The sequence below is a fragment of the Paenarthrobacter sp. TRD_SC_7 genome (assembly GCF_056156245.1).
The window spans coordinates 2,721,661-2,741,382 of the sequence record NZ_CM149587.1; the positions used below are offsets into that span (position 1 = coordinate 2,721,661).

The window sequence follows — 19,722 nt, forward strand, 5'->3', positions numbered from 1 at the left end:
TGACCAGGCACGAATATTCCTGTGGCGGGCATGCCTCAACCCTTCGCCGGTGGTGGGTTCTGGCCCATCAATTCGGCCAGGAAAGAGCCTGCGTCCTGGTGCCGGTCAAAGAGAGCGCCGGTCAAAGCCTGCGTTCCCCTCAAGGGCTCACGTGTGGGAACGCGCTGCAGTTTCCCCAACCCCGGGACATCGAAGATCACCGAGTCCCAACTGGCGCCAACAACGTCCTTGCCGAACCTCGAAACGCACCGGCCCCGGAAGTATGCGCGAGTGTCCGACGGCGGTTCGGTCACCGCCCGGGTAATGTCGCCGTCGTCGACAATCCGCATCATGCGCTCCCTGGAAAGCAGCCTGTAGTAGAGGCCCTTCTCAGGCCGGATATCGGACCATTGAAGATCCACCAGGCCGAGCCGCGCATCATCCCACGCCAGTCCGTCGCGGTTACGGTAACCTTCCAGAAGCGATTTTTTGGCCACCCACTCAACAGATGAGGCCGCTGCAGCCGGGTTGGTGCCGAGGGTTGTCAATGTGGACTCCCACTGCGACAGAACCTGGTGTGTGTGGCCATCTCCGGTGACTGAATCCGCCACCCCTGTCTCCTGGGCGAGTTTGGCGGCCGCCTCGTAGTACATCCACTGGAGATCGAGGGCGGTCACCCGCCGTCCGTCCAGGAGCCTCACGGTTGCGGCCAGCGTGGTGTCGTGGCTGATGGCTTGGAGCGCTTGGACGGGTTCGTGGACCTCAATCCTCGGAGCCTGTCCCGCCTCGATGAGGCTCAAGACCATGGCGGTGGTACCGAACTTCAGATAATTGGAGGCTTGGCTGAGGTTGGCGTCTCCAATGATCACGTGGAGGCGGCGATACTTATCCGCTGTCGCGTGCGGCTCGTCCCTCGTGTTGATGATTGGCCGGCGGATGGTTGTCTCCAGCCCTACCTCTGCTTCGAAGAAGTCTGCGCGCTGGCTGATCTGGTAGCCAGGCGTTGAGCTGTCCTGCCCCACCCCCACCCGGCCCGCGCCACAGATCACCTGGCGGGAGACGAAGAATGGTGTCAGACCCCGAATGATGTCTCCGAAGGGCACCGAACGCGGCATGAGGTAGTTCTCATGCGAGCCGTAGGAAACAGACTTGTTATCGGTGTTGTTTTTGTAAAGGTTGATCGGGGGAAGCGCGGCATCCGCCGCGACCTTCCGGACCGTGGCCAAAGCAACCAGGTCACCGGCGGCATCCCACGCAACGACATCGCGCGGGTTGGTGACCTCCGGGCTGGAGTACTCAGGGTGTGCATGGTCCACGTACAGCCGGGCGCCATTTCCGAGGACCATGTTCATCAACAGGGAACCGGACTCGTCTGCCCCGTCCAGTTCCAATTCCTGGCGGCCATAGGCCAAGGCGACCGCTTCGGCGTCGAGCACTGGCGGCTGGTCTGTGAGCTGGCTTGGATCCGCCGTTGTCCGGTCCACTGTCCAACCCCGGGCGTCGTGCAGCGGTTCCTCGTCCGTGTAGTCCCACCGCGTCTCCGCACCGCCGGCTGCCCGCTGCCTGGTAACGGCCGCATACGCCTGGATGATCCTGGCGGACATCATGGTGGCGTTCGCTCCCGGTGCTGATGGCGCGTGAATCCCGTATTCAGTTTCCGAGCCCATGACGCGCATGGCGCCGCCTGCGGGCAGTTTTTCTGCAGGCGAACCCCCGGGCCTTGCCGTCACAGGTACTGGCCTGTGTTGGCGGTGGTCTCGATGGACTTTCCGGGCTCCTGACCGGCCTTCCCCTGAACGATGGTCCGGATGTAGGTGATCCTTTCACCCTTCTTGCCTGAAATCCGAGCCCAGTCATCCGGGTTTGTGGTGTTGGGCATGTCCTCATGCTCACGGAACTCATCCACCACGGCCCGGAGCAGGTGATCGATCCGAAGACCCTTCTGGTGATTGGTCAGCAAGTCCTTGATGGCATACTTCTTGGCGCGATCCACCACGTTCTGGACCACCGCGCCGGAGTTGAAGTCCTTGAAGTACAGCATCTCGGTATCGCCATTGGCGTAGGTGACCTCGAGGTACTCATTGGACTTCTCCGTGGAGTACATGGCCTCAACCGTGCGCTGGACCATGGCATCCACCGTGGCCTGTACATCGCCGCCATACTCAGCCAAATCCTGGGCGTGGAACGGCAAGTCCGTGGTGATGTACTTTGCGAAGATGTCGGCTGCGGCTTCGGCATCAGGTCGCTGGATTTTAACCTTGACGTCGAGGCGACCGGGACGAAGGATGGCGGGATCGATCATGTCTTCACGGTTTGAGGCGCCAATGACGATCACGTTGTCCAAGCGCTCCACGCCGTCGATCTCACTGAGCAGCTGGGGCACGATGGTGGTTTCGACGTCGGAGGATACGCCGGTACCACGGGTGCGGAACAGCGAGTCCATTTCGTCGAAGAAGACCACCACGGGGCTGCCATCCGAAGCCTTTTCACGGGCGCGGGAGAAGATCAGCCGGATATGGCGCTCGGTCTCACCCACATACTTGTCCAAGAGTTCGGGACCCTTGATGTTCAGGAAGTAGCTCTTGAGATCAGTATTACCTGCGCGTTCTGCAGCCCTGGCAGCAAGGGAATTCGCTACTGCTTTGGCAATGAGGGTCTTTCCGCAGCCCGGAGGGCCGTAGAGCAAAATGCCTTTGGGGGCCTTCAGTCCATGCTCACGGTAGAGGTCCGGATGCAGGAACGGCAGCTCCACGGCGTCGCGGATCTGTTCGATCTGCGGGCCCAGTCCACCGATGTCCTGGTAGGTGATGTCCGGAACTTCTTCGAGGACGAGGTTCTCCACCTCGGCGCGGGGAACCTTCTCCAGCGCGTAACCTGTACGGGAATCCAACGACAACGCGTCTCCGACCTTCAGATGAACTCTTTGGAGCGCGCCGGAGAGCCGGACCACACGTTCTTCGTCGGCGCGGCCGACCACGAGTGCCCGGTCTCTGCCCAGCATTTCCTTGAGGGTGACGAGTTCGCCGGCGCGTTCATAGCCAAGCCCTGCCACGACGAGAAGTGCCTCATTGAGCAGGACTTCCTGCCCGACGGCAAGTTGGTTGAGGTTTACCAGCGGGCTAACGCCGACGCGCATCTTGCGGCCGGCGTTGAAGATATCCACAGACTCTTCAGTGGCTGCCTGTCCCGAGCTCCCGGCGGCCGGCTGCTTCCGTGGATTGATTTGCACCACGGTACCGAAGCTGTAAGGAGGTTGGCCCTCCTGCTCCAAGGCGCCCTTCAAGCGAAGAATTTCGGCCTTCGCCGTTTCCAGCATGCTGACCAGTTTGCTGTTGTTCTGGGTCGCGGCTGCCAACTGGCGGTCGATGTGGCGAAGCTTGTCCCGGAGAATGTTGATCTGCCGTTCGGCAACAGTCAGTTCACTCGAGGTTTCCGGCGGTTGAACAGCGCCAAGCCCCCGGCTTGCCGTATTCTCCGCTGCGTCGTTTGCTTCTTCCGGCGTCGGCCGTCCAAGGTCGTTGTTTGACGTATCCACGATTCATCAGCCCCTTCCTGCGCTTAACAAGACCTTAGTCCCGAAAAGCTCAGGGTGCTTGGTGACATTCGGAATGCGAACCCTATTGTGACCTTTGTCAGTTTGTGACTGACGGACCATCCTGGACGTTGGTCCCGGCGATTGCGTCACGTGCTGCGCGGCGCAGTTTTTTGTCGGACACAGCGCGCTCCCCCACTGCAGCAGGAGTCCAGGCGTTGAGGTCTTCTTCACTGAATTCGGTCTTGGACGGGCGGCGCTTCACGGAGATTCCGGTGACGCCATCGGCCAGACGGCGGGTGACCAGCAGGAATCCGGTGTGGGCGACCATACGGTGGTCCGGACGGACCGCGAGGCCTTCGAGGTGCCAGCCGCGAACCATCGATTCCCAAGCGTCAGGCTCAGTGAAACGGCCGTCAGCGCGGATGGCTTCGGCCGTGCGGGATAGCTGTGTGACAGTGGCTACATAGTTGATCCAGACGCCACCGGGAGCCAGGACAGTGGCAACAGCGTCCAAGCACTCCCACGGGGCGAGCATGTCCAGCACGACCCGGTCTACGGACCCCGGAGCTTCGGCTTTGACTACCACTTCCTGGAAGTCACCCAAGGAGATCTGCCACGCGGGGTGCGGGCCGCCGAAGATGGTCTCAACGTTCCCGCGGGCGATGTCCGCGAACTCTTCGCGACGCTCGAACGAGTGGAGGTACCCGCCGTCGCCCACTGCGCGCAGCAGCGAAATGGAGAGGGCGCCCGAGCCCACGCCTGCTTCCACTACGCGCGCGCCGGGGAAGATGTCAGCCATGGTGACAATTTGGCCGGCGTCCTTGGGATAAACCACAGCAGCACCACGGGGCATGGACAACACGAAGTCGGAGAGTAGCGGCCGCAACGTCTGGTACTGCTGGCCGACGTTGTTGCTGACCACCGAGCCATCCACCTTACCGATGATTTCATCATGGTTCAGGAAGCCTCGGTGAGTATGGAAAGCACCGCCTACCTCCAGCGTGATGGTGTTCATGCGCCCACGTTCGTCCGTGAGCTGGACCCGCTCGCCCACACGGAAAGGCCCGCGGCGTCGTGCAGCGCCCGTCGGCTGCACTGCCGTGCCGGTCGCCGGCTCGTCAGTGCCTGTGCTTGCTGCGGGGGCGGCGGTTTCGCTGCTCATGTGGTGTTCCTCGCTCCTGTACGGCTGGGCCGCGATGTGTGACCGGCTGGTGGGCGCCAAAAAATCAATGGGTTTCTTTTGTATATCCGCCGGCATGCAACTCTACCGGCAACGCAGTCAGGCGCGCCCGCTCCTGCGTGCTTCCTTGCCTGTTATGGCCGTCACTACCGCCTGCTGGCGGAGTAGCCCGGTGACCATTCCGTTGTGGTCTACCACAGCGTATTCGCCGCCCTCCAACCGAGCCAAGTACTGAATCAATTCCTGCCCCTTGGACCATTCGGGGACATACGCCCCCGCGGCCAGGGCATGTGCCACTGCGGTGACTGGCGTCGTTGCAGCCGCTCCGGCGGGCACAGCGAGCGTTGCGCCGAAATCCACAACTCCCTGCGGTTTACCGTCGGGTCCGCAAATCACGACGGCGGGACTCCCGGCAGGGGAAATGTCCAGGACGTCGGCCACTGTGGCGGAGTTCGGCACGCCCACGGCGGGCTCCGCGAGGCCGGCGGCACTCACCAGGTACAGGCGGCTGCGGAGCTTGGCGTGGTGGATGGAGCTCGAGGCGCCCATCCATAGGAAGCCGCAGACCAGCACGGTGATCACAATAAACGTGAGATCCGGCCACGCGCCGCTGATCAATGGCAGTCCGATAAACCAAATGACCAGTGCGACGACGATGATACGGCCGGACCATCCGGCGGCAATAGTGCCCTTGTCCTGACTGCCCGTCGCCTTCCAAACGGCCGACTCCACCAGACGTCCGCCATCGAGTGGCATGCCGGGAAGAATATTGAAGATGCCGATCAGGAGGTTGGCCCTCATCAGGATGTCCCCCAAGGTTGCTGAGACGCCGCTCAGTACGTCGGCGGACATCACCGCCCACATGACCGCGGCCACGACGAAGTTGGAAGCGGGGCCAGCCAGGGCGACAATGACAGACCTCCCCGGCGAAGCCGTGAAGTTCTCGAATTGCGTGTGCCCACCCCAAAGATTGAGAACAATTTTTTCGGTGGGCCACTTGAAGGCTTTTGCGCTGAGCGCATGCGCAAGTTCATGGATGAGAACAGAAATGGCGAGCAGCAACGCAATGCACAGCGCCACTACGTAGGCCCAGTTGTTCAGATAGGGCATGTAGTCCATGAGGACCGGGCCGTAAACGATCACAGTAAAGGCGGCGATGACAAACCACGAGTACGCCAGGTAGACCGGGATACCGGCGATTCTCCCGAGGGGTATGCCGTCCCTCTTGCTGGCCGTCGAGTGATGTGGTGTGGTCTGGCTACTCACCTAGTTGGCCCCTTCAAGCAGGTTCACTGCTGCAAAGCGATCAGCAACCAGTTGCTGCAGATCAGGGGCAGTCCGGCCCACCAGAGTGGGCCACCTGGTCATTTGGGCGTCTTGGGGCAGGGGCACCTGGTGGGGAATGCCGACCGTGACCACGCCTGAGGCAATGGCGGCTGTGGCACCTGGGATGGAATCCTCCAGTGCGACGCAATGGTGGATGGTCAATGAAGGATCATCCAACCTGAGCCGTTCCACGGCCGTCAGGTAGGCCTCCGGGTGCGGCTTTCCGTTGGTGACGGTGTCGCCTGTCACCATGAACTCGAAGTAGGGCTTCGGGAGGCTTTCCACCACCACGCCGGCAAGGGGGCCTTCAGACATGGTGACAAGGGCGCAACGGATGCCTGCCATATGGAGCTCATCCAGCAGTTCGCGGGCGCCGGGCCGCCACGGGACTTCCTTGCGGACCTCCTGGATGACGTGTGCACTCAGGGTGTCCACGATTTCACGGGCTTCAAGCCTGACGCCGGCGGCCTGCAGAACGGCTGCCGAGTGCAGCAAGGACTGCCCTACCAACTGCATGGCCTGCTGGTGGGACCAGGTGCCGCCGTGGGATTCCACCAGCGCACGCTCGGCCGCGATCCAGTAAGGTTCGGTGTCCACAAGTGTGCCATCCATATCCCAGAGCACGGCTTTGAGGAGGGGCTGGCTGGGTAACGAATGCATGGTTTCCAGTCTACGTGGAACCTGGCGGACAGCTGTCCGTGCGTTGCGCTGTGGGCGAATCGGTGACACGCATTGACATGAAATGCCATGCATCCACGAGGGTCTTGGACGTAGGGTGAGTGGATGAACAGTGTGGACGGGACCCCCGAAGGGCAGGACATCACCGCGGAGCCCGAGCGTTTCCTCAAGGAACCCGCGGACGGCCAACGCGTCACGGTAATGCTCGCAGCCTTTGAAGGCTGGAACGACGCCGGTGAAGCCGCCAGCGATGCGCTGCACTACTTGAACAAGCTCTGGGATGGCAAGAAGGTCGCCACTGTGGACGCCGAGGAGTACTACGACTTCCAGTTCACGCGGCCCACCGTGCGGCGTACGTCCTCAGGTGCCCGAAAAGTGAAATGGCCCTCAACGCGGATCTACAAGGCTGAAGTTCCGGAAAGCAACGTGGATGTGGTCCTCGTTCTCGGGACAGAACCTTCATACCGCTGGCGCGCCTACACCACCGAACTACTGGTCCATGCTGAAGCGCTCAAAGTGGACTCAGTGATTTTGGTGGGCGCGCTCCTCGCCGATGTGCCCCACAGCCGTCCGATTCCGGTGAGCACCACCACCGAGGACAGTTCCCTGCGGGAGCGCCTCAACTTGGAAGCATCCCAGTACGAAGGACCCGTGGGCATTGTGGGAGTGCTAGCAGAGTTCGCCATGCTGGCAGGGCTGCCGACGGTATCCCTCTGGGCAGCAGTTCCGCATTACGTCGCCCAGCCGCCCTCCCCCAAAGCACAGCTCGCCATCCTGCACAGGATCGAGGACCTGCTGCAGGTTCCTTTGGACAGCCAGGCATTGGCTGAAGAATCGGAGGCTTGGGAGCGCGGAGTGGACGAGCTCGCCACGGAGGACCCTGAGATTGCTGCCTATGTGCGGCAACTGGAAGAAGCGAAGGACACAGCTGATCTCCCGGAGGCGACCGGCGAGTCCATCGCCCGCGAGTTTGAGCGGTATCTGAAGCGACGCGGTAAAGAGCGCCCCTGAGAGATCAATGTCCTGAAACCAGCAACGGCCCTGACGCAATGTCAGGGCCGTTGGTTTTTGTGTGGGGTGGCCTAGAGCTCAACCCCGAACAAAGCATCGATTGCGTCGGTAACAAGGGCCGTGTCCTGCGCTGACTTGTCTGCGGCGGAGCGAATCGCTTCCTCTGCCCAGTGGTCGACGGCGGCGATGGCGCCCGGAGCGTTGAGGTCGTTGGCCAGCTGATCGCGCATGGCAAATATCAATGCTGCAGCAGATCCGGCCGGTGCCTGATCCAGGGCAGCACGCCACCGTGTGAGCCGGTCCTTGGCTTCGTCGAACTCTGCATCGGTCCAGGACCAGTCCGAGCGGTAGTGGTGCGCAAGGATGGCAAGGCGTATAGCCGCGGGTTCCTCACCTGCGGCGCGTAGCTTTGAGACAAGAACCAGGTTGCCCTTGGATTTGCTCATCTTTTCCCCGTCCAACCCCACCATGCCGGCATGTGAATAGTGGCGGGCCAGCGGAACGCCGGACAGTGAATAGGCGTGGCCAGCGCCCATTTCATGGTGCGGGAAAACCAGATCCGAGCCGCCGCCCTGAACCGTAAAGGGGGCAGGAAGGTACTTCTGCGCGATCACAGTACATTCAATGTGCCACCCGGGCCGGCCATCGCCCAAGGTGGCACCGGGCCAGCTTGGCTCGCCGTCACGGGCTACGCGCCAGAGCAGGGGGTCGAGGGCGTGCCGCTTGCCCGGCCTGGCGGGGTCGCCGCCACGTTCTGCGAACAAGGCAAGCATTTCCGTTTCGCCAAGTCCTGAGACGTCGCCGAGGGTCCAGGCGTCCGTGGCGTCGGAACGTTTGCCGGCCATCTCGACGTCGTAGTAGACATCGCCGTCGGGTTCGTCCCCGGAGCCGTCAACGCGATACGCCACGCCGTCGGCAATAAGCTGCTCGATGGCGGGCACAATGTCGGGAATGGCCTCCACTGCGCCGATGTAGTGGTTCGGTGCGAGGACATTCAGTGCGTCCATGTCCGTCTGGAACAGCTCGATCTGGCTCTGGGCCAATTCACGCCAGTCCACGCCAGTGGCTGTAGCGCGCTCCAGGAGGGGGTCATCAATGTCCGTGACGTTCTGGACGTAGGACACACGGATGCCGGCATCGCGCCAGGCACGGTTCAGGAGGTCGAAGGCCACATAACTGGCTGCATGTCCCATGTGCGTAGCGTCATACGGCGTGATGCCGCAGACATACATCGACTGTTCCGGCTGTCTCTCAACGTCCACCACACGGCCGAGGGCGGTGTCGTACAGCCGTAGTTGCGGCATGCTGCCGGGCAGCTCAGGAACAGGGCGGGAGGTCCACGATTTCACGACTCAACCTTAGTGCTAGGCACTGATCACATTGAAACCGAGCAGGACATACAAGGCCAGGCCCAGGAGGATCCGGTACCACACGAAGAGCCGGTAACTGCGGGTGGAGACGAACTTCAGGAACCAGCCAATGATGATGTAACCCACCACGAAAGCGATGACTGTGGCCAGCGCGGTCTCCGGGAGGCCGTATGGACCAGCCAGGCCCTCGTTCGAAACCGTCTTGTAAAGCTGGTAAAGACCACTGCCGAACACGGCCGGTATGGCCAGGAGGAAGGAATACCGGGCAGCCGCTTCACGCGTGTAGCCCATGAGGAGGCCTGCGGTGATGGTGCCACCGGAGCGGGAAACGCCCGGGATCAATGCCATGGCTTGCGCGAAGCCGTAGAGGATGCCGTGCTTGTAGCTCAGTTGCGTGAGATCCCTTTCCTGCCGGCCAATCGCATCGGCGACAGCAAGGATCATGCCGAACACGATCAGCATGGTGGCAACGATCCACATGCTGCGCAGCACCGACTCGATCTGGTCCTGGAACAACAGGCCCAGGACGATGATCGGCAAGCTGCCCAAGATGACCAGCCAACCCATGCGGGCATCGGGATTGTTGCGCTCCACCTTGCCTGTAAGGGAGCCGAACCAGGCTCTGACAATCCGTACGATGTCGCGCCAGAAGTAGACGATCACGGCGGTTTCAGTTCCCAACTGTGTAATGGCCGTGAAGGCAGCACCGGGGTCTGCAGCATTCGGAAGGAATGAGCCGACAATCCGCAGGTGTGCGCTCGAGGAAATCGGGAGGAATTCGGTGAGGCCCTGCACAAGGCCCAGCAAGGCTGCTTCTATCCAGTTCACGTGAATAGACCCTACGTCATGAAGACGGCTAACTCCCCGTAAGCTAGCTGCTATGCAGCAGCGTTATGTCGGAAACAGTGGGTTCCGTGTGTCCTCCTTGTCCCTTGGAACCATGTCCTGGGCCCAGGAGACCGACGAGCAGGACGCTGCCGAACTGCTCCAAGGATTCGTTGCCGCCGGCGGCACTGTTGTGGACACAGCAGCGTCATACGCCCAAGGCCAGGCAGAAGCCATGCTGGGATCCATGCTGGGTGATGTCGTCGCACGGTCCGAGATTGTGATTTCCACGAAGGCCGGCGTGTCGTCTTCGGACTCCAGGCGCAGTGTCAACGCCTCCCGCGGTGCGATGCTGTCCGCACTGGATGCCAGCCTCGCCAGGCTCGGCACCGACTACATCGATATCTGGTTCGCCCACGAGTGGGATCCTAACGTGCCCTTGGACGAGACTCTTTCGGCTTTGGAACTTGCCCAGCGGACCGGGCGTGCCCGCTACGTGGGAATCTCAAATTACAACGGCTGGCAGACAGCCAAAGCAGCAGCAGTGGCCGGATTCACTCTCGTGGCCAACCAGTCCGAATATTCCCTCGTTCAGCGCAAGGCCGAGGAAGAACTCATCCCTGCCGTGGAAGACGCCGGGCTGGGACTGATGGCTTGGGCGCCTTTGGGTCGTGGTGTCCTGAGCGGTAAATACCGTGGGCAAATTCCAGCTGATTCGCGTGCCGCACAGAGCCGGTTGGCTGGTTACATTGAGCCGTATCTTGAGTCGCGGGCATCCCGGGTGGTGGAAGCTGTGACCATGGCGGCCCGCGGACTGGGCCGGACACCAATGGACGTTTCGCTGAGCTGGTTGCTGTCCCGGCCGGGTGTCGCGACCGCGATCATCGGCCCCAGGAACCCCATTCAGCTCAAGGAACTCCTGGACACGCAAATGACGGTTCTGCCGGCTGAAATTGCGCGCGCCCTCGAAGACGTTTCAGCTAGTTCACAGCCTCTGTGAATCTCAGCAGACGCGAGTAAGCAGCATTCAGGCGCCGCCTGCCGGAGGGGGCGGCAGAACGGCTCACGATCGTGCGTCTGCACGCGGAGGCACGCAATATGCCGGCCTGCAGCGCGTTTGCCTTGTGAATATTTCCCGGCACGCCATGAAGCGTCTCGATGAAGCGCCGGAGTTCGGCGGCCGCATCCAAGGCGCCCTGCGAGATCTCATGGCGAGCCAGTCTCAAGGCTTGTTCGCTCAGGGCTCGCTCCGCCCGGCGCAGATGCCTGACACGGACTTCGAAGGGTATCGCCAGGGCGCTACCCTCCAGTACGCGGAAGGCGGCGAGCTGATCTTTAAGGTCCTCAGCCGGCTCAGCGTTCGGCAGCAAATGTTTCGCGTCATGATCGCCGTAGTGAGCCTGCACGGGGCCCTTGATTTCCCCTACGTCCCAGGCCGCGGCCATACGAAGCCAGAATTCCAAGGTCGCGCTGCCGGTCAGGGCCGAATTGAATGCTCCCGTAGTGAGCACGGCTTCCGTCCTCATCAGCACTGCTGGAACAGGAATGATGGGACGCCCGCTGGCACAGGCCAGGCGGAGCCAACCATTCCCATCCCATACAGACCACTGTGTTCGTGGACGGGAGCCGAGAGGCGTTTGTGGGTCTGTGAAGCTCCCAAAGCGTCCGTGCACCATTCCTACCCTTGGGCTGGACTCCATCAACCTTGATGCACGCGCCAAGGACCCAAGTGCCAGCAACTCACCTGGCGACACTATCGTCACATAGCGGCCGTTGGCCCCGGACAGTCCATCGTTCCAAGTCGCTACGCGCCCCCACTGAACAGTATGGAACACCGCTGTGATGCGTTCATCGCCGGCTGCCAGGCAGGACACCACCCTTTCCGTACCGTCAGTCGAGGCGTCGTCAATAAGGATGACGTCAACGTCCACCCCTTCCTGGGACAGTGCGCTGTCAACTGTGACCGCCAGGCGGTGGCCGTCGTTGAAGGCCGAAACCACCACAGTCACCTTGGGCCGGGTTTTCAGTGGAAGGGGATGCATCCTGGTCATTGCATATCCTCCAACTCGAGGGTGGTTGTGCTTCTTTGGATAACTCGGGCCGGAATACCGGCCCAGGTCTCGCCCGCCGGAACGTCATCCAGCACAGCTGCACCTATTCCGATCGTTGCACCAGCCCCGACAGTCCTGTGTTCGCGGATGCTGGCGTTCATGCCCAAGTGTGCGCCCCGGCCAATCAAGACGTTCCCGCCCAAGGAGACACCAGCGGAGAAGGTGGCGAAGTCGTCCACCACGTCATCATGGGTGAACGTGACACCGGGCATGGCAACTACGTGCTGACCCAAGGACACAGAAGCTGTCATAGTAACGTTGGCGAGGAGGACGCTGCCCACTCCGATGTGGCATCCGTCGGGGCGGTGCACAGACGGGTCAATGGCTGTGGCGTATCGGTCTTCGTCCAAGCCCAGGTTGCGCAGCCTCATCACAACGTTTTCGCGGGCTCGTCCGGAGTTAATGCAGACGAGAAGTTTGGCGTGCGGAAACTCCAGGGCGTCGCGGACCGGGCCCAGGACATGCGCCCCATCCACTACCCGGCCATTCCTGTCTTCGTCGTCATCCAGGATCCCTATGACGTCATACAGTCCAAAGCTCCGGACCATGGCAAGCACCTCACGTGCCAGCCCTCCGGCCGCAATCACCAGAAGTTCGCTCATTGGTACGCTCCCACGGCGGGAGTCGCCCCGAGAGTGTTTCCGGACCTGATGAAGGGGGAACCCTGCAGTGGCCCGGATAGTGTGTTAGCCATTTGTGCCTTCTTCGAGGACCTGTCCTTGCGTTCCCCCAATCCAATCGGGTGCCCGGTCGTGGCGCATCAGTAGTCAGTACTCAGATTTCAGCGGGACAACCTCTGAGGCCTACGTGCGGGTACCTAGCAGACCCGGCCGGGACTACGTGTTTCTGCCGTAGGAAGCCGAGAGTGCACAAAAAACCGGCCACCCTTGGGTGGCCGGTTCATCAGGCTGGTTAGTCCTCAACGATTTCCATGTCTTCGTCCAGGACCTCGTCGTCTTCTTCATCTTCGTCATCGAAGACTTGGAGCGGAGTAACCTCGGAATAGGCCTCGTAGAGCGCATCTTCATAAACCTCGAAAGCATCAGCGACGGCGAAGAAAGCCGCTTCGACGTTGGGGTCACCTTCGCCCCGCCGCGCGGATGCAGCAGCCAGATGTTCTTCCAGGGCGGCGGTCAGTGATTGAAGCGCGACACGCGGATCGATGCTCATGACTTCACGTTAGCCGGAAAAGGACGAAAATGGAGAGGGATGAGAGAACAATTTCCGGGCAGCTCCGTTGAGCGCCAGCGAGACTACGCACGTCAGTACGAATACCTCGTTCTGACGGTGGGACCTGAGGATTCGCTGCCGGAAGCCCGGCGTCGGCTCGCCGAACATTCCGAATACGGCAAGTGGGAACTCGAGCGCAGCGTGCTCTACCTCGGAGGCGGTCGGCGCTTTTGGTTGCGACGTAAAGTCTATTCCGTCCAGCGAACCGTGTAGGCGCCGGCCCCTAGTCCTCCAAGGGACCCAACCATGCGTTGGCCACTGTGTTGTGAGCGGACTCATCGTTGGAAGGATGGAATATGCCCGCGAGGACATCCCGGTATAGCCGCTCCATCTCAGACCCGCGGAAGTAGCTGGATCCTCCCGTGACACGGATCGCCAAGTCCACTACGTGGCGTGCGTTCTCCGTAGCCCGGGACTTGAGTCCTACAAGTTTGGGGAACCACTGGGCTCCGTGGTCCACCAGATTGTCCACATCGCGGGCAAGAGAAGAGATTTGCGGTGAAATCCCGTCCATGGCCAAGGCAGCGTCTGCTACTTTCCAACGGATATCAGGATCCTGGGCGAAGCTCCGACCACCGTGTTTCGCCGAAACGCGACGCTTGACGTTCGCCACGCCGAGGGTGAACGCCCGCTCTGCTACGCCTGTGTACACAGCGGCGAGCAATGTCTCGAAGCACGCAAAGATCGCGAAGATCAGGAGGTCCTTATTGGGTCCCACGGGCAGTTTGCGGAAGATCCGTTCCGAGGGAATCACGGCTCCGTGCAGGAGTGTGGTGTTCGACGCACTGGCACGCATGCCCAGGGTGTCCCAGTCGCTCAGGGTTTCGTGGCCGGGCTCATCACGGCGGAGAAAGCCAAAGACGAGCTCGCCGCCACCGTCCTTGGCGTCGGCATCCTTGCCAAAGGTACCCAGCCGTGTCCAGCCCCGGGAGAGGCTTGTGAAGATCTTCCGGCCCGTGAACCGGTAGCTTCCGTCCGGTAGCGGCTCTGCAACCGTGCCGGAATCGAACAACATGGAATCATTGCCGGCCTCGGAGATGCCGAAAGCAAAGACCTCACCCTGCCCAGCCTCCTTCAACACGAAATCCATGGAGCTGTCCCCGCGCGCGGTGAGGACCTGGGCGACGCCGGTCCAGACCAAGTGCATATTCACCGCCAGCGCTGTGGCCGGGGCAGCCGTGGCGAGACGCTGCTGCAACGCAGCTACCGCTTCGAGTCCGAGCCCGAAACCGCCGTCGGCCTCCGGCACGAACAGCTTGAGGTAGCCGGCGGCTGCCAGCTCTTCCAGGTCTTCGTGGAAGAACTGGTTGTTCTGGTCGTAGCCTGCGGCGCGACCACGCAGCCGTTCAAGCAGTTCGTCGGGCAGAATTTCTTCGGGCGTCAAGGCGGGGATCTCCTTCGGGTTCTTGGTTTTAGTAATTGCTGAGGAGTGTGTTCAGGACCCGGGCGCCGAAATGGAGGGACTCGGCTGGAACGCGCTCATCAACGCCGTGGAACATTCCTGTGAAGTCGAGTTCGTCGGGCAGCATTAGCGGAGCGAAACCGTAGCCTGTGATGCCGATCTTGCTCAACGATTTATTGTCCGTGCCTCCGGAGAGCGTATAGGGAAGGACTTTGGCTCCCGGGTCTTCGGAGTGAAGGGCATCAATCATGGAGTCCACCAGGTTCCCTGCAAACGGCACCTCCAGGGAAACATCCTTGTTGACGTAGCTGATCTCGATGCCGTCTCCGGCGAGGTCCTTGATGGTTTCGAATACCAGCTCCTGCTGTCCCGGCAGTGTGCGGCAGTCAACGAACGCCTCGGCCGACTCAGGGATGACGTTGTGCTTGTAGCCGGAGCGCAGGAACGTAGGGTTGGAGGTGTTCTGAAGTGTGGCACCGACGAACCGGGCTACAGTACCAAGTTCCTTGAGGAGTATGTCCGGGTTGTCGGCATCAAACTCGACGCCGGTGAGTTCGGTGACACCGTCCAGGAACTGTCGGGTGGTTGGTGTCAATTCCACAGGCCACTTGTGTTCGCCGATCCGGGTTACAGCAGCGGCAAGGCGGGTGACAGCATTGTCAGTATTGATCTGGGAACCATGGCCCGCCCGGCCGTGCGCTACCAGCCGCAACCACGACAACCCCTTCTCGGCAGTCTGCAGCAGGTAGGTCCGCTGTCCGCCGATAGTGGCAGAGAACCCGCCTACCTCGGAGATGGCCTCAGTGGCGCCGTCGAAAAGTTCGCGTCGGTGCTCGACGGCGTACCTGGCCCCGTACGTGCCGCCAGCCTCTTCATCAGCAAAGAAGGCAAAAATGATGTCACGTTTGGGTTTGCGGCCCGTCCTGGCAAAGTTGCGCATGACTGAAAGGATCATGGCGTCCATGTCCTTCATGTCCACAGCGCCCCGGCCCCAGACCAAGCCATCCTTCAGTTCGCCACTGAATGGGTCCACGCTCCATTGGTCCTTGAGGGCAGGGACCACGTCCAGGTGTCCGTGCACTACCAGTGCGTCAGCCGACGGATCTTCCCCCGCCATGCGGGTAACCACATTGGCGCGACCCGGGGCGGACTCGAAAATCTCGGCCTCGAGGCCTACTTCAGTGATCAGCCCGGCCGTGTACTCCGCTGCCGCGCGCTCCCCCGGGCCGGTGTCGTCGCCGAAGTTGGAGGAGTCGATGCGGATGAGCTCCTGGCAGATCCGGACAACTTCGTCTTCGGGGCGGATGACAGACATGGAAATTCTCCTTGCGTGGCTGGGCTGCAGGTCCGGTGGCGCAAACTGCGGCTCCGCAGCTCGTCCCGTGTTCCCTCAGCCTACTCACCAGCAGCCGCCACAGTCAGGAATTCGTTTCGTCGTGGGTCCTTTGGGCAAGTGCAGAAACGGCTTGACCAGCGCCGATTTTTCAGCGAACCGAAACCGTGTTAGAGTTTTTCTCGCTGCTTCGGAGGAAAGTGAAGCACCGGAAGGTGCGAACAGACCATCTGAACACCACCTGCGCGGGTGGCGGAATGGCAGACGCGCTAGCTTGAGGTGCTAGTCCTCGAAAGGGGGTGGGGGTTCAAGTCCCCCTCCGCGCACAATCACAAGGCCTGAAATCCACGGATTTCGGGCCTTGTTTGTTTTGCTCCACTTTACTTCGGCAAATACAATGCGAGCTTGATCGCAACTGTTTCTTCCCTGCAAATCCAAGGAAAACACATGGCCAGCTCCGAAGATATCCTCGGTCCGGATTACAAGGCCCGGATCCTGGCTCTCCAGCCCGACGCCGAGGGCGATGTGGTAGCGACGCTGGTCTCCAGGAACGCTCCTACCGGCACCGGGCGCGCCGTGCTCTATGTTCATGGATTTGTGGACTACTTCTTTCAGGCGCACCTGGCTGATGAGTGGATCAACGCCGGATACAATTTCTACGCACTGGACCTCCGTAAGTACGGCCGTTCGCTCCGCCCTCACCAGACACCCAACTACATCGAATCCCTGCAGAGCTACGATGAGGAACTCAACGAGGCGGCCCGCATCATCAAGGAAGAGGACGGGCACGACGTCATGGTTGTCATGGGCCATTCAACCGGTGGTCTGGTGACCAGCCTGTGGGCCCACCGCCGCCGCTTCGATGGCATCGTGGACGCCCTGGTCCTCAATAGTCCATGGTTCGACCTCAACAAGCCCTTCCTCCAGCGCACGGTGGGGACCGTCGTCGTCGACCGTCTTGCAACTTACCAGCCGCGGCGGCAGGTGGGCGTCCTCGGTGAGCAATACGGACGCAGCCTGCATGCAACCACTGGCGGTAAGTGGGACTTTGACCTCAGCTGGAAGCCACTGGAAGGATTTCCCGTCCTGGCCGGTTGGCTGCGTGCCATCAGGCGCGGACACGCCGAACTCGCAAGAGGCTTGGATATCCGTTGCCCGGTCTTGGTATGTGCCTCTACCGCCAGTGCGGCAGTGACGGCCCCGCTGGAGACCATCAACTCATCGGACATCGTCCTGAACGTCCGGCATATAACCGAGCGCAGCACGCGGCTGGGCCGCTTGATCACGCTGGCGCGGATCGATGGTGGCATCCATGACCTTGCCTTGTCTGCCGAACCCGCGCGAAGCAGGTTCTTCGACGAAGTCTTCCGCTGGGCGGGCGCGTACGTACCCGTAAGCGCTGTATCACCAAGGAATTAACGACGACGGCGGCAGTCACCTTGAGGGTGACCGCTGCCGTCCGCTGCCGTGTCTTAGATCAGGGCCGAAACGCTGCCAGCGAAGTGTCGCCTGCCGCTGCGGGGATTCCACGCAACGTAGTCCGAGCGCTCCCAGCTTCCCGAATCCGCCTGCACCGTGGTGATGTCCAAGGCTACCCGCGCTGGAAGGAACACAGGCGCCTCGAAGGCAACGTCCCATGTAAAGGAATCCGACTTCACGGCCCCGACGTCGGCAAGTGCACGCGAGGCCAGATACATTCCGTGCGCGATGGATCCCCGCAGTCCCAAGGCTTTGGCCGAAAGGACGCTCAAGTGGATCGGATTGAAATCGCCCGACACGGTTGCGTAGCTCCTTCCGGTATCCAGGCCGAGCTGCCACAGTGCAGTGGGATCCGGCGGCGAAAAGTCGCCGGCGAATGCGCCATTCGGGCTGCCTGGCTTGTCTATGCCTGGTAGGAAGACGCCTTTGGCGAGGTATGTTGAGACGCCGCGCCAGAGCAAGTCGCCGCTCGAGCCGGAGCGGACTTCAGCAACGATGTCCAGCTGGGTTCCGGCTTTGTGGCCGGAAAGGTTTTTCGCCCAAGAACAGATGTCCAGATCCTCGGAGAATCGGATGGGAACCCGCTGCTCAATGCGGTTCTTAAGATGAATCATGCCAAGAAGCGGCAACGGGAAGTCGTCGCGGTTCATGACACTCATGGACACTGGAAAAGCCAAGGCATGGACGTAGCCGGCCGGGAGGATATCGCTGGCGGTTTCCCCCACCAGATGTTGGTAGGCCGTGAGGTTTCCGACGGTGGCCCGCACTCCCCTGACCTCGTGGCTGACGGTCGGAAGTCGCTTTTTCCCGGGGGACGCCCCCAGGACCCGACGACGCGCTGCCGTTGTGGCCGCATTGACATACAGCTTGGACAGCGATGGCAGTTCGCCAAGGACAACCGGCTGGGTATGGTTCATGCTCCCACCAGTTGTTGCCCACACACACGCAGTACCTCACCGGAGATTCCACCGGCAGCATCGCTGGAAAGGAACGCAATGGCCTCAGCCACGTCCTGGGGCTGGCCGCCTTGCTTGAGTGAGTTGAGCCTGCGTGCGGCCTCACGGATTGCGAAGGGCATCTTGGCGGTCATTTCAGTTTCGATAAAGCCCGGGGCTACCGCGTTGATGGTCCCTCCGAAGGGCTGCATTAGTGTGGCTGTGGACCGCACCATGCCTATGACCCCACCTTTGGATGCGCCGTAGTTGGTTTGGCCCCTGTTGCCCGCGATGCCGCTGGTGGACGCGACTGAAACGATCCGTGGCGAATCTTTGAAATGCTCCGACGCCAGAAGTGCCTCGTTGATCCTCAGCTGGGCTGCAATGTTAACGGCGATGACAGACTGCCACCGGCCCTCGTCCATGTTGGCCAAGAGCCTGTCGCGGGTGATTCCGGCGTTGTGAACCACAATGTCGAGCCGGCCGTGGCGTTCCACGGCGTGCTCGATGATCCGGTGGCCGGCGTCGTCGCGACTGATATCAAGCTGCAGGGCCGTCCCGCGAACCTCGTTGGCAACAGCTGCCAGATGGTCTCCTGCTGCAGGGATGTCCACCGCCACGATCTTGGCCCCATCGCGGTGCAGGGTCCGGGCAATGGCGGCTCCGATCCCCCGGGCCGCGCCGGTAACCACTGCTACCTTGCCGGCGAGGGGCTTGTCGGCGTCGTTCGGTAGGCTGCCTGATGTTGAGCGGACGGTCAGGAACTGGCCGTCCACATAAGCGGAGCGGCCCGAAAGGAAGAACCGCAGCGCGCCCAGCGCCGAAGGGCTGGTGGTTGCCAGATGGTCGTCCAGGAGAATGCCGTTGGCCGTGGCTCCCGCCCGCAGTTCCTTGGCCAGGGACCGCAACAGCCCGTCGATCCCCTGCCGCGCAGCAGCGGACGCCGGCGACTGGGCAGACTGCGACGTCCGTGAAATGGTGACCACCCGGGCGTTTGGCGAAAGGTCCCGCAGGGATGCGCCTGCTGTAAGTACAGGTTTGCCCAGGTCCTCGGGGTGCTGGACGGCGTCAAGAACCAGGATGATGGCTCCCAGCTTTTCCTTGGGGAGCGCGTTTCGGCGGACGTCCAAACCCCAACCGAGCAGGGTGGTGGCTATGTCATCTGCCCCTGCACTGTCACCACTGACCAGGACCGGGCCGGTAATGAGCGGCGCGCCGGGTTGGTGGCGTCGAAGCACCACGGGCTGAGGCAGGCCGAGCTTCTTGGCTACATCCTTCCCCAGTCCCTGGCTCACGAGCTGTGTGTATTTGTCTGTCATCGCGTTTCC

The 19,722-nt window shown here is 61.6% G+C and carries 18 protein-coding genes and 1 tRNA gene; 5 read left to right on the plus strand and 14 right to left on the minus strand.

Going from position 1 to position 19,722, the window contains the following annotated elements; all coding sequences use genetic code 11:
- Positions 1-35: 35 nt before the first annotated feature.
- The 5 genes from dop to AC0J5Z_RS13300 form a co-directional block, all read right to left on the minus strand.
- A complete protein-coding gene (dop, locus tag AC0J5Z_RS13280; RefSeq protein WP_475039694.1) occupies positions 36-1,655 on the minus strand; it encodes a depupylase/deamidase Dop in 1,620 nt (539 codons plus the stop codon).
- 50 nt (positions 1,656-1,705) lie between these two features.
- Positions 1,706-3,514, minus strand: coding sequence for a proteasome ATPase (gene arc / locus AC0J5Z_RS13285; protein WP_475032837.1), 1,809 nt, complete (start codon positions 3,512-3,514; stop codon positions 1,706-1,708).
- Between the two features lie 97 nt (positions 3,515-3,611).
- Entirely contained in the window at positions 3,612-4,676 is a 1,065-nt protein-coding gene (locus tag AC0J5Z_RS13290; RefSeq protein ID WP_475032841.1) for a tRNA (adenine-N1)-methyltransferase, read from the minus strand.
- Positions 4,677-4,793: 117 nt separating this feature from the next.
- Positions 4,794-5,960, minus strand: a complete 1,167-nt coding sequence (locus tag AC0J5Z_RS13295; RefSeq protein ID WP_475032842.1) for a site-2 protease family protein — start codon at positions 5,958-5,960, stop codon at positions 4,794-4,796.
- Positions 5,961-6,773, minus strand: coding sequence for an HAD family hydrolase (locus AC0J5Z_RS13300; RefSeq protein WP_475032844.1), 813 nt, complete (start codon positions 6,771-6,773; stop codon positions 5,961-5,963).
- A gap of 30 nt (positions 6,774-6,803) precedes the next feature.
- On the opposite strand from AC0J5Z_RS13300, the gene AC0J5Z_RS13305 reads away from it, so the two are divergent.
- Positions 6,804-7,709 carry a PAC2 family protein gene (locus AC0J5Z_RS13305; protein ID WP_475032846.1) on the plus strand — a complete coding sequence of 302 codons (906 nt, stop codon included), beginning with the start codon at positions 6,804-6,806 and terminating at the stop codon, positions 7,707-7,709.
- A gap of 71 nt (positions 7,710-7,780) precedes the next feature.
- Here the strand turns inward: AC0J5Z_RS13305 and mshC are convergent, their stop codons facing one another.
- Together mshC and AC0J5Z_RS13315 are read right to left on the minus strand one after the other, a co-directional pair.
- Positions 7,781-9,058 (minus strand): cysteine--1-D-myo-inosityl 2-amino-2-deoxy-alpha-D-glucopyranoside ligase, encoded by a 1,278-nt coding sequence (gene mshC, locus AC0J5Z_RS13310; RefSeq protein WP_475032848.1) that lies wholly within the window; start codon positions 9,056-9,058, stop codon positions 7,781-7,783.
- 15 nt (positions 9,059-9,073) lie between these two features.
- Positions 9,074-9,907: an undecaprenyl-diphosphate phosphatase gene (locus tag AC0J5Z_RS13315; protein ID WP_475032851.1), complete on the minus strand. Its 834-nt coding sequence runs from the start codon at positions 9,905-9,907 to the stop codon at positions 9,074-9,076.
- A gap of 52 nt (positions 9,908-9,959) precedes the next feature.
- On the opposite strand from AC0J5Z_RS13315, the gene AC0J5Z_RS13320 reads away from it, so the two are divergent.
- Complete coding sequence (locus tag AC0J5Z_RS13320) at positions 9,960-10,904, plus strand: aldo/keto reductase (RefSeq protein ID WP_475032853.1); 945 nt, start codon at positions 9,960-9,962, stop codon at positions 10,902-10,904.
- Here AC0J5Z_RS13320 and AC0J5Z_RS13325 read toward each other — a convergent pair.
- The 3 genes from AC0J5Z_RS13325 to AC0J5Z_RS13335 all read right to left on the minus strand — a co-directional run bounded on the left by AC0J5Z_RS13325 (position 10,885) and on the right by AC0J5Z_RS13335 (position 13,185).
- Complete coding sequence (locus AC0J5Z_RS13325; RefSeq protein ID WP_475032855.1) at positions 10,885-11,955, minus strand: glycosyltransferase family 2 protein; 1,071 nt, start codon at positions 11,953-11,955, stop codon at positions 10,885-10,887. The two genes, AC0J5Z_RS13320 and AC0J5Z_RS13325, sit on opposite strands and share 20 nt — an antisense overlap.
- The gene (locus tag AC0J5Z_RS13330; RefSeq protein WP_475032858.1) at positions 11,952-12,617 is read right to left on the minus strand and encodes an acetyltransferase; all 666 of its coding nucleotides are present in this window, start codon (positions 12,615-12,617) and stop codon (positions 11,952-11,954) included. Before AC0J5Z_RS13330 ends, AC0J5Z_RS13325 begins: the two co-directional genes overlap by 4 nt.
- Positions 12,618-12,927: 310 nt before the next feature.
- Positions 12,928-13,185 (minus strand): hypothetical protein, encoded by a 258-nt coding sequence (locus AC0J5Z_RS13335; protein ID WP_475032861.1) that lies wholly within the window; start codon positions 13,183-13,185, stop codon positions 12,928-12,930.
- A 39-nt stretch (positions 13,186-13,224) separates the two neighbouring features.
- Here AC0J5Z_RS13335 and AC0J5Z_RS13340 point away from each other — a divergent pair, with 39 nt between their 5' ends.
- The gene (locus AC0J5Z_RS13340) at positions 13,225-13,458 is read left to right on the plus strand and encodes a DUF5703 family protein (protein WP_419202727.1); all 234 of its coding nucleotides are present in this window, start codon (positions 13,225-13,227) and stop codon (positions 13,456-13,458) included.
- A gap of 10 nt (positions 13,459-13,468) precedes the next feature.
- Here AC0J5Z_RS13340 and AC0J5Z_RS13345 read toward each other — a convergent pair whose 3' ends face one another.
- Both AC0J5Z_RS13345 and AC0J5Z_RS13350 read right to left on the minus strand, forming a co-directional pair.
- A complete protein-coding gene (locus tag AC0J5Z_RS13345) occupies positions 13,469-14,629 on the minus strand; it encodes an acyl-CoA dehydrogenase family protein (protein WP_475032865.1) in 1,161 nt (386 codons plus the stop codon).
- Positions 14,630-14,657: 28 nt separating this feature from the next.
- Complete coding sequence (locus tag AC0J5Z_RS13350; RefSeq protein ID WP_475032868.1) at positions 14,658-15,962, minus strand: M20/M25/M40 family metallo-hydrolase; 1,305 nt, start codon at positions 15,960-15,962, stop codon at positions 14,658-14,660.
- A gap of 261 nt (positions 15,963-16,223) precedes the next feature.
- Here AC0J5Z_RS13350 and AC0J5Z_RS13355 point away from each other — a divergent pair.
- Positions 16,224-16,306: transfer RNA gene (locus tag AC0J5Z_RS13355), tRNA-Leu, on the plus strand.
- A gap of 121 nt (positions 16,307-16,427) precedes the next feature.
- Entirely contained in the window at positions 16,428-17,399 is a 972-nt protein-coding gene (locus AC0J5Z_RS13360; protein WP_475032870.1) for an alpha/beta hydrolase, read from the plus strand.
- Between the two features lie 53 nt (positions 17,400-17,452).
- On the opposite strand, the gene AC0J5Z_RS13365 is transcribed toward AC0J5Z_RS13360, so the two are convergent.
- On the minus strand, positions 17,453-18,376 hold the full coding sequence (locus AC0J5Z_RS13365; protein WP_475032872.1) for a MaoC/PaaZ C-terminal domain-containing protein: 924 nt from the start codon (positions 18,374-18,376) through the stop codon (positions 17,453-17,455).
- Positions 18,373-19,713 (minus strand): 3-oxoacyl-ACP reductase, encoded by a 1,341-nt coding sequence (locus AC0J5Z_RS13370; protein WP_475032874.1) that lies wholly within the window; start codon positions 19,711-19,713, stop codon positions 18,373-18,375. The genes AC0J5Z_RS13365 and AC0J5Z_RS13370 overlap by 4 nt, the downstream gene beginning before the upstream one ends.
- Between the last annotated feature and the right edge of the window lie 9 nt (positions 19,714-19,722).

Bases quoted from the DNA above. Each gene is read 5' to 3' on its own strand.
- dop (WP_475039694.1), bottom strand. From the start codon at position 1,655: ATGCGCGTCATGGGCTCGGAAACTGAATACGGGATTCACGCGCCATCA.
- AC0J5Z_RS13290 (WP_475032841.1), bottom strand. From the start codon at position 4,676: ATGAGCAGCGAAACCGCCGCCCCCGCAGCAAGCACAGGCACTGACGAG.
- AC0J5Z_RS13300 (WP_475032844.1), bottom strand. From the start codon at position 6,773: ATGCATGGCATTTCATGTCAATGCGTGTCACCGATTCGCCCACAGCGC.
- AC0J5Z_RS13305 (WP_475032846.1), top strand. From the start codon at position 6,804: ATGAACAGTGTGGACGGGACCCCCGAAGGGCAGGACATCACCGCGGAG.
- AC0J5Z_RS13320 (WP_475032853.1), top strand. From the start codon at position 9,960: ATGCAGCAGCGTTATGTCGGAAACAGTGGGTTCCGTGTGTCCTCCTTG.
- AC0J5Z_RS13325 (WP_475032855.1), bottom strand. From the start codon at position 11,955: ATGACCAGGATGCATCCCCTTCCACTGAAAACCCGGCCCAAGGTGACT.
- AC0J5Z_RS13330 (WP_475032858.1), bottom strand. From the start codon at position 12,617: ATGAGCGAACTTCTGGTGATTGCGGCCGGAGGGCTGGCACGTGAGGTG.
- AC0J5Z_RS13335 (WP_475032861.1), bottom strand. From the start codon at position 13,185: ATGAGCATCGATCCGCGTGTCGCGCTTCAATCACTGACCGCCGCCCTG.
- AC0J5Z_RS13340 (WP_419202727.1), top strand. From the start codon at position 13,225: ATGAGAGAACAATTTCCGGGCAGCTCCGTTGAGCGCCAGCGAGACTAC.
- AC0J5Z_RS13350 (WP_475032868.1), bottom strand. From the start codon at position 15,962: ATGTCTGTCATCCGCCCCGAAGACGAAGTTGTCCGGATCTGCCAGGAG.
- AC0J5Z_RS13360 (WP_475032870.1), top strand. From the start codon at position 16,428: ATGGCCAGCTCCGAAGATATCCTCGGTCCGGATTACAAGGCCCGGATC.
- AC0J5Z_RS13365 (WP_475032872.1), bottom strand. From the start codon at position 18,376: ATGAACCATACCCAGCCGGTTGTCCTTGGCGAACTGCCATCGCTGTCC.
- AC0J5Z_RS13370 (WP_475032874.1), bottom strand. From the start codon at position 19,713: ATGACAGACAAATACACACAGCTCGTGAGCCAGGGACTGGGGAAGGAT.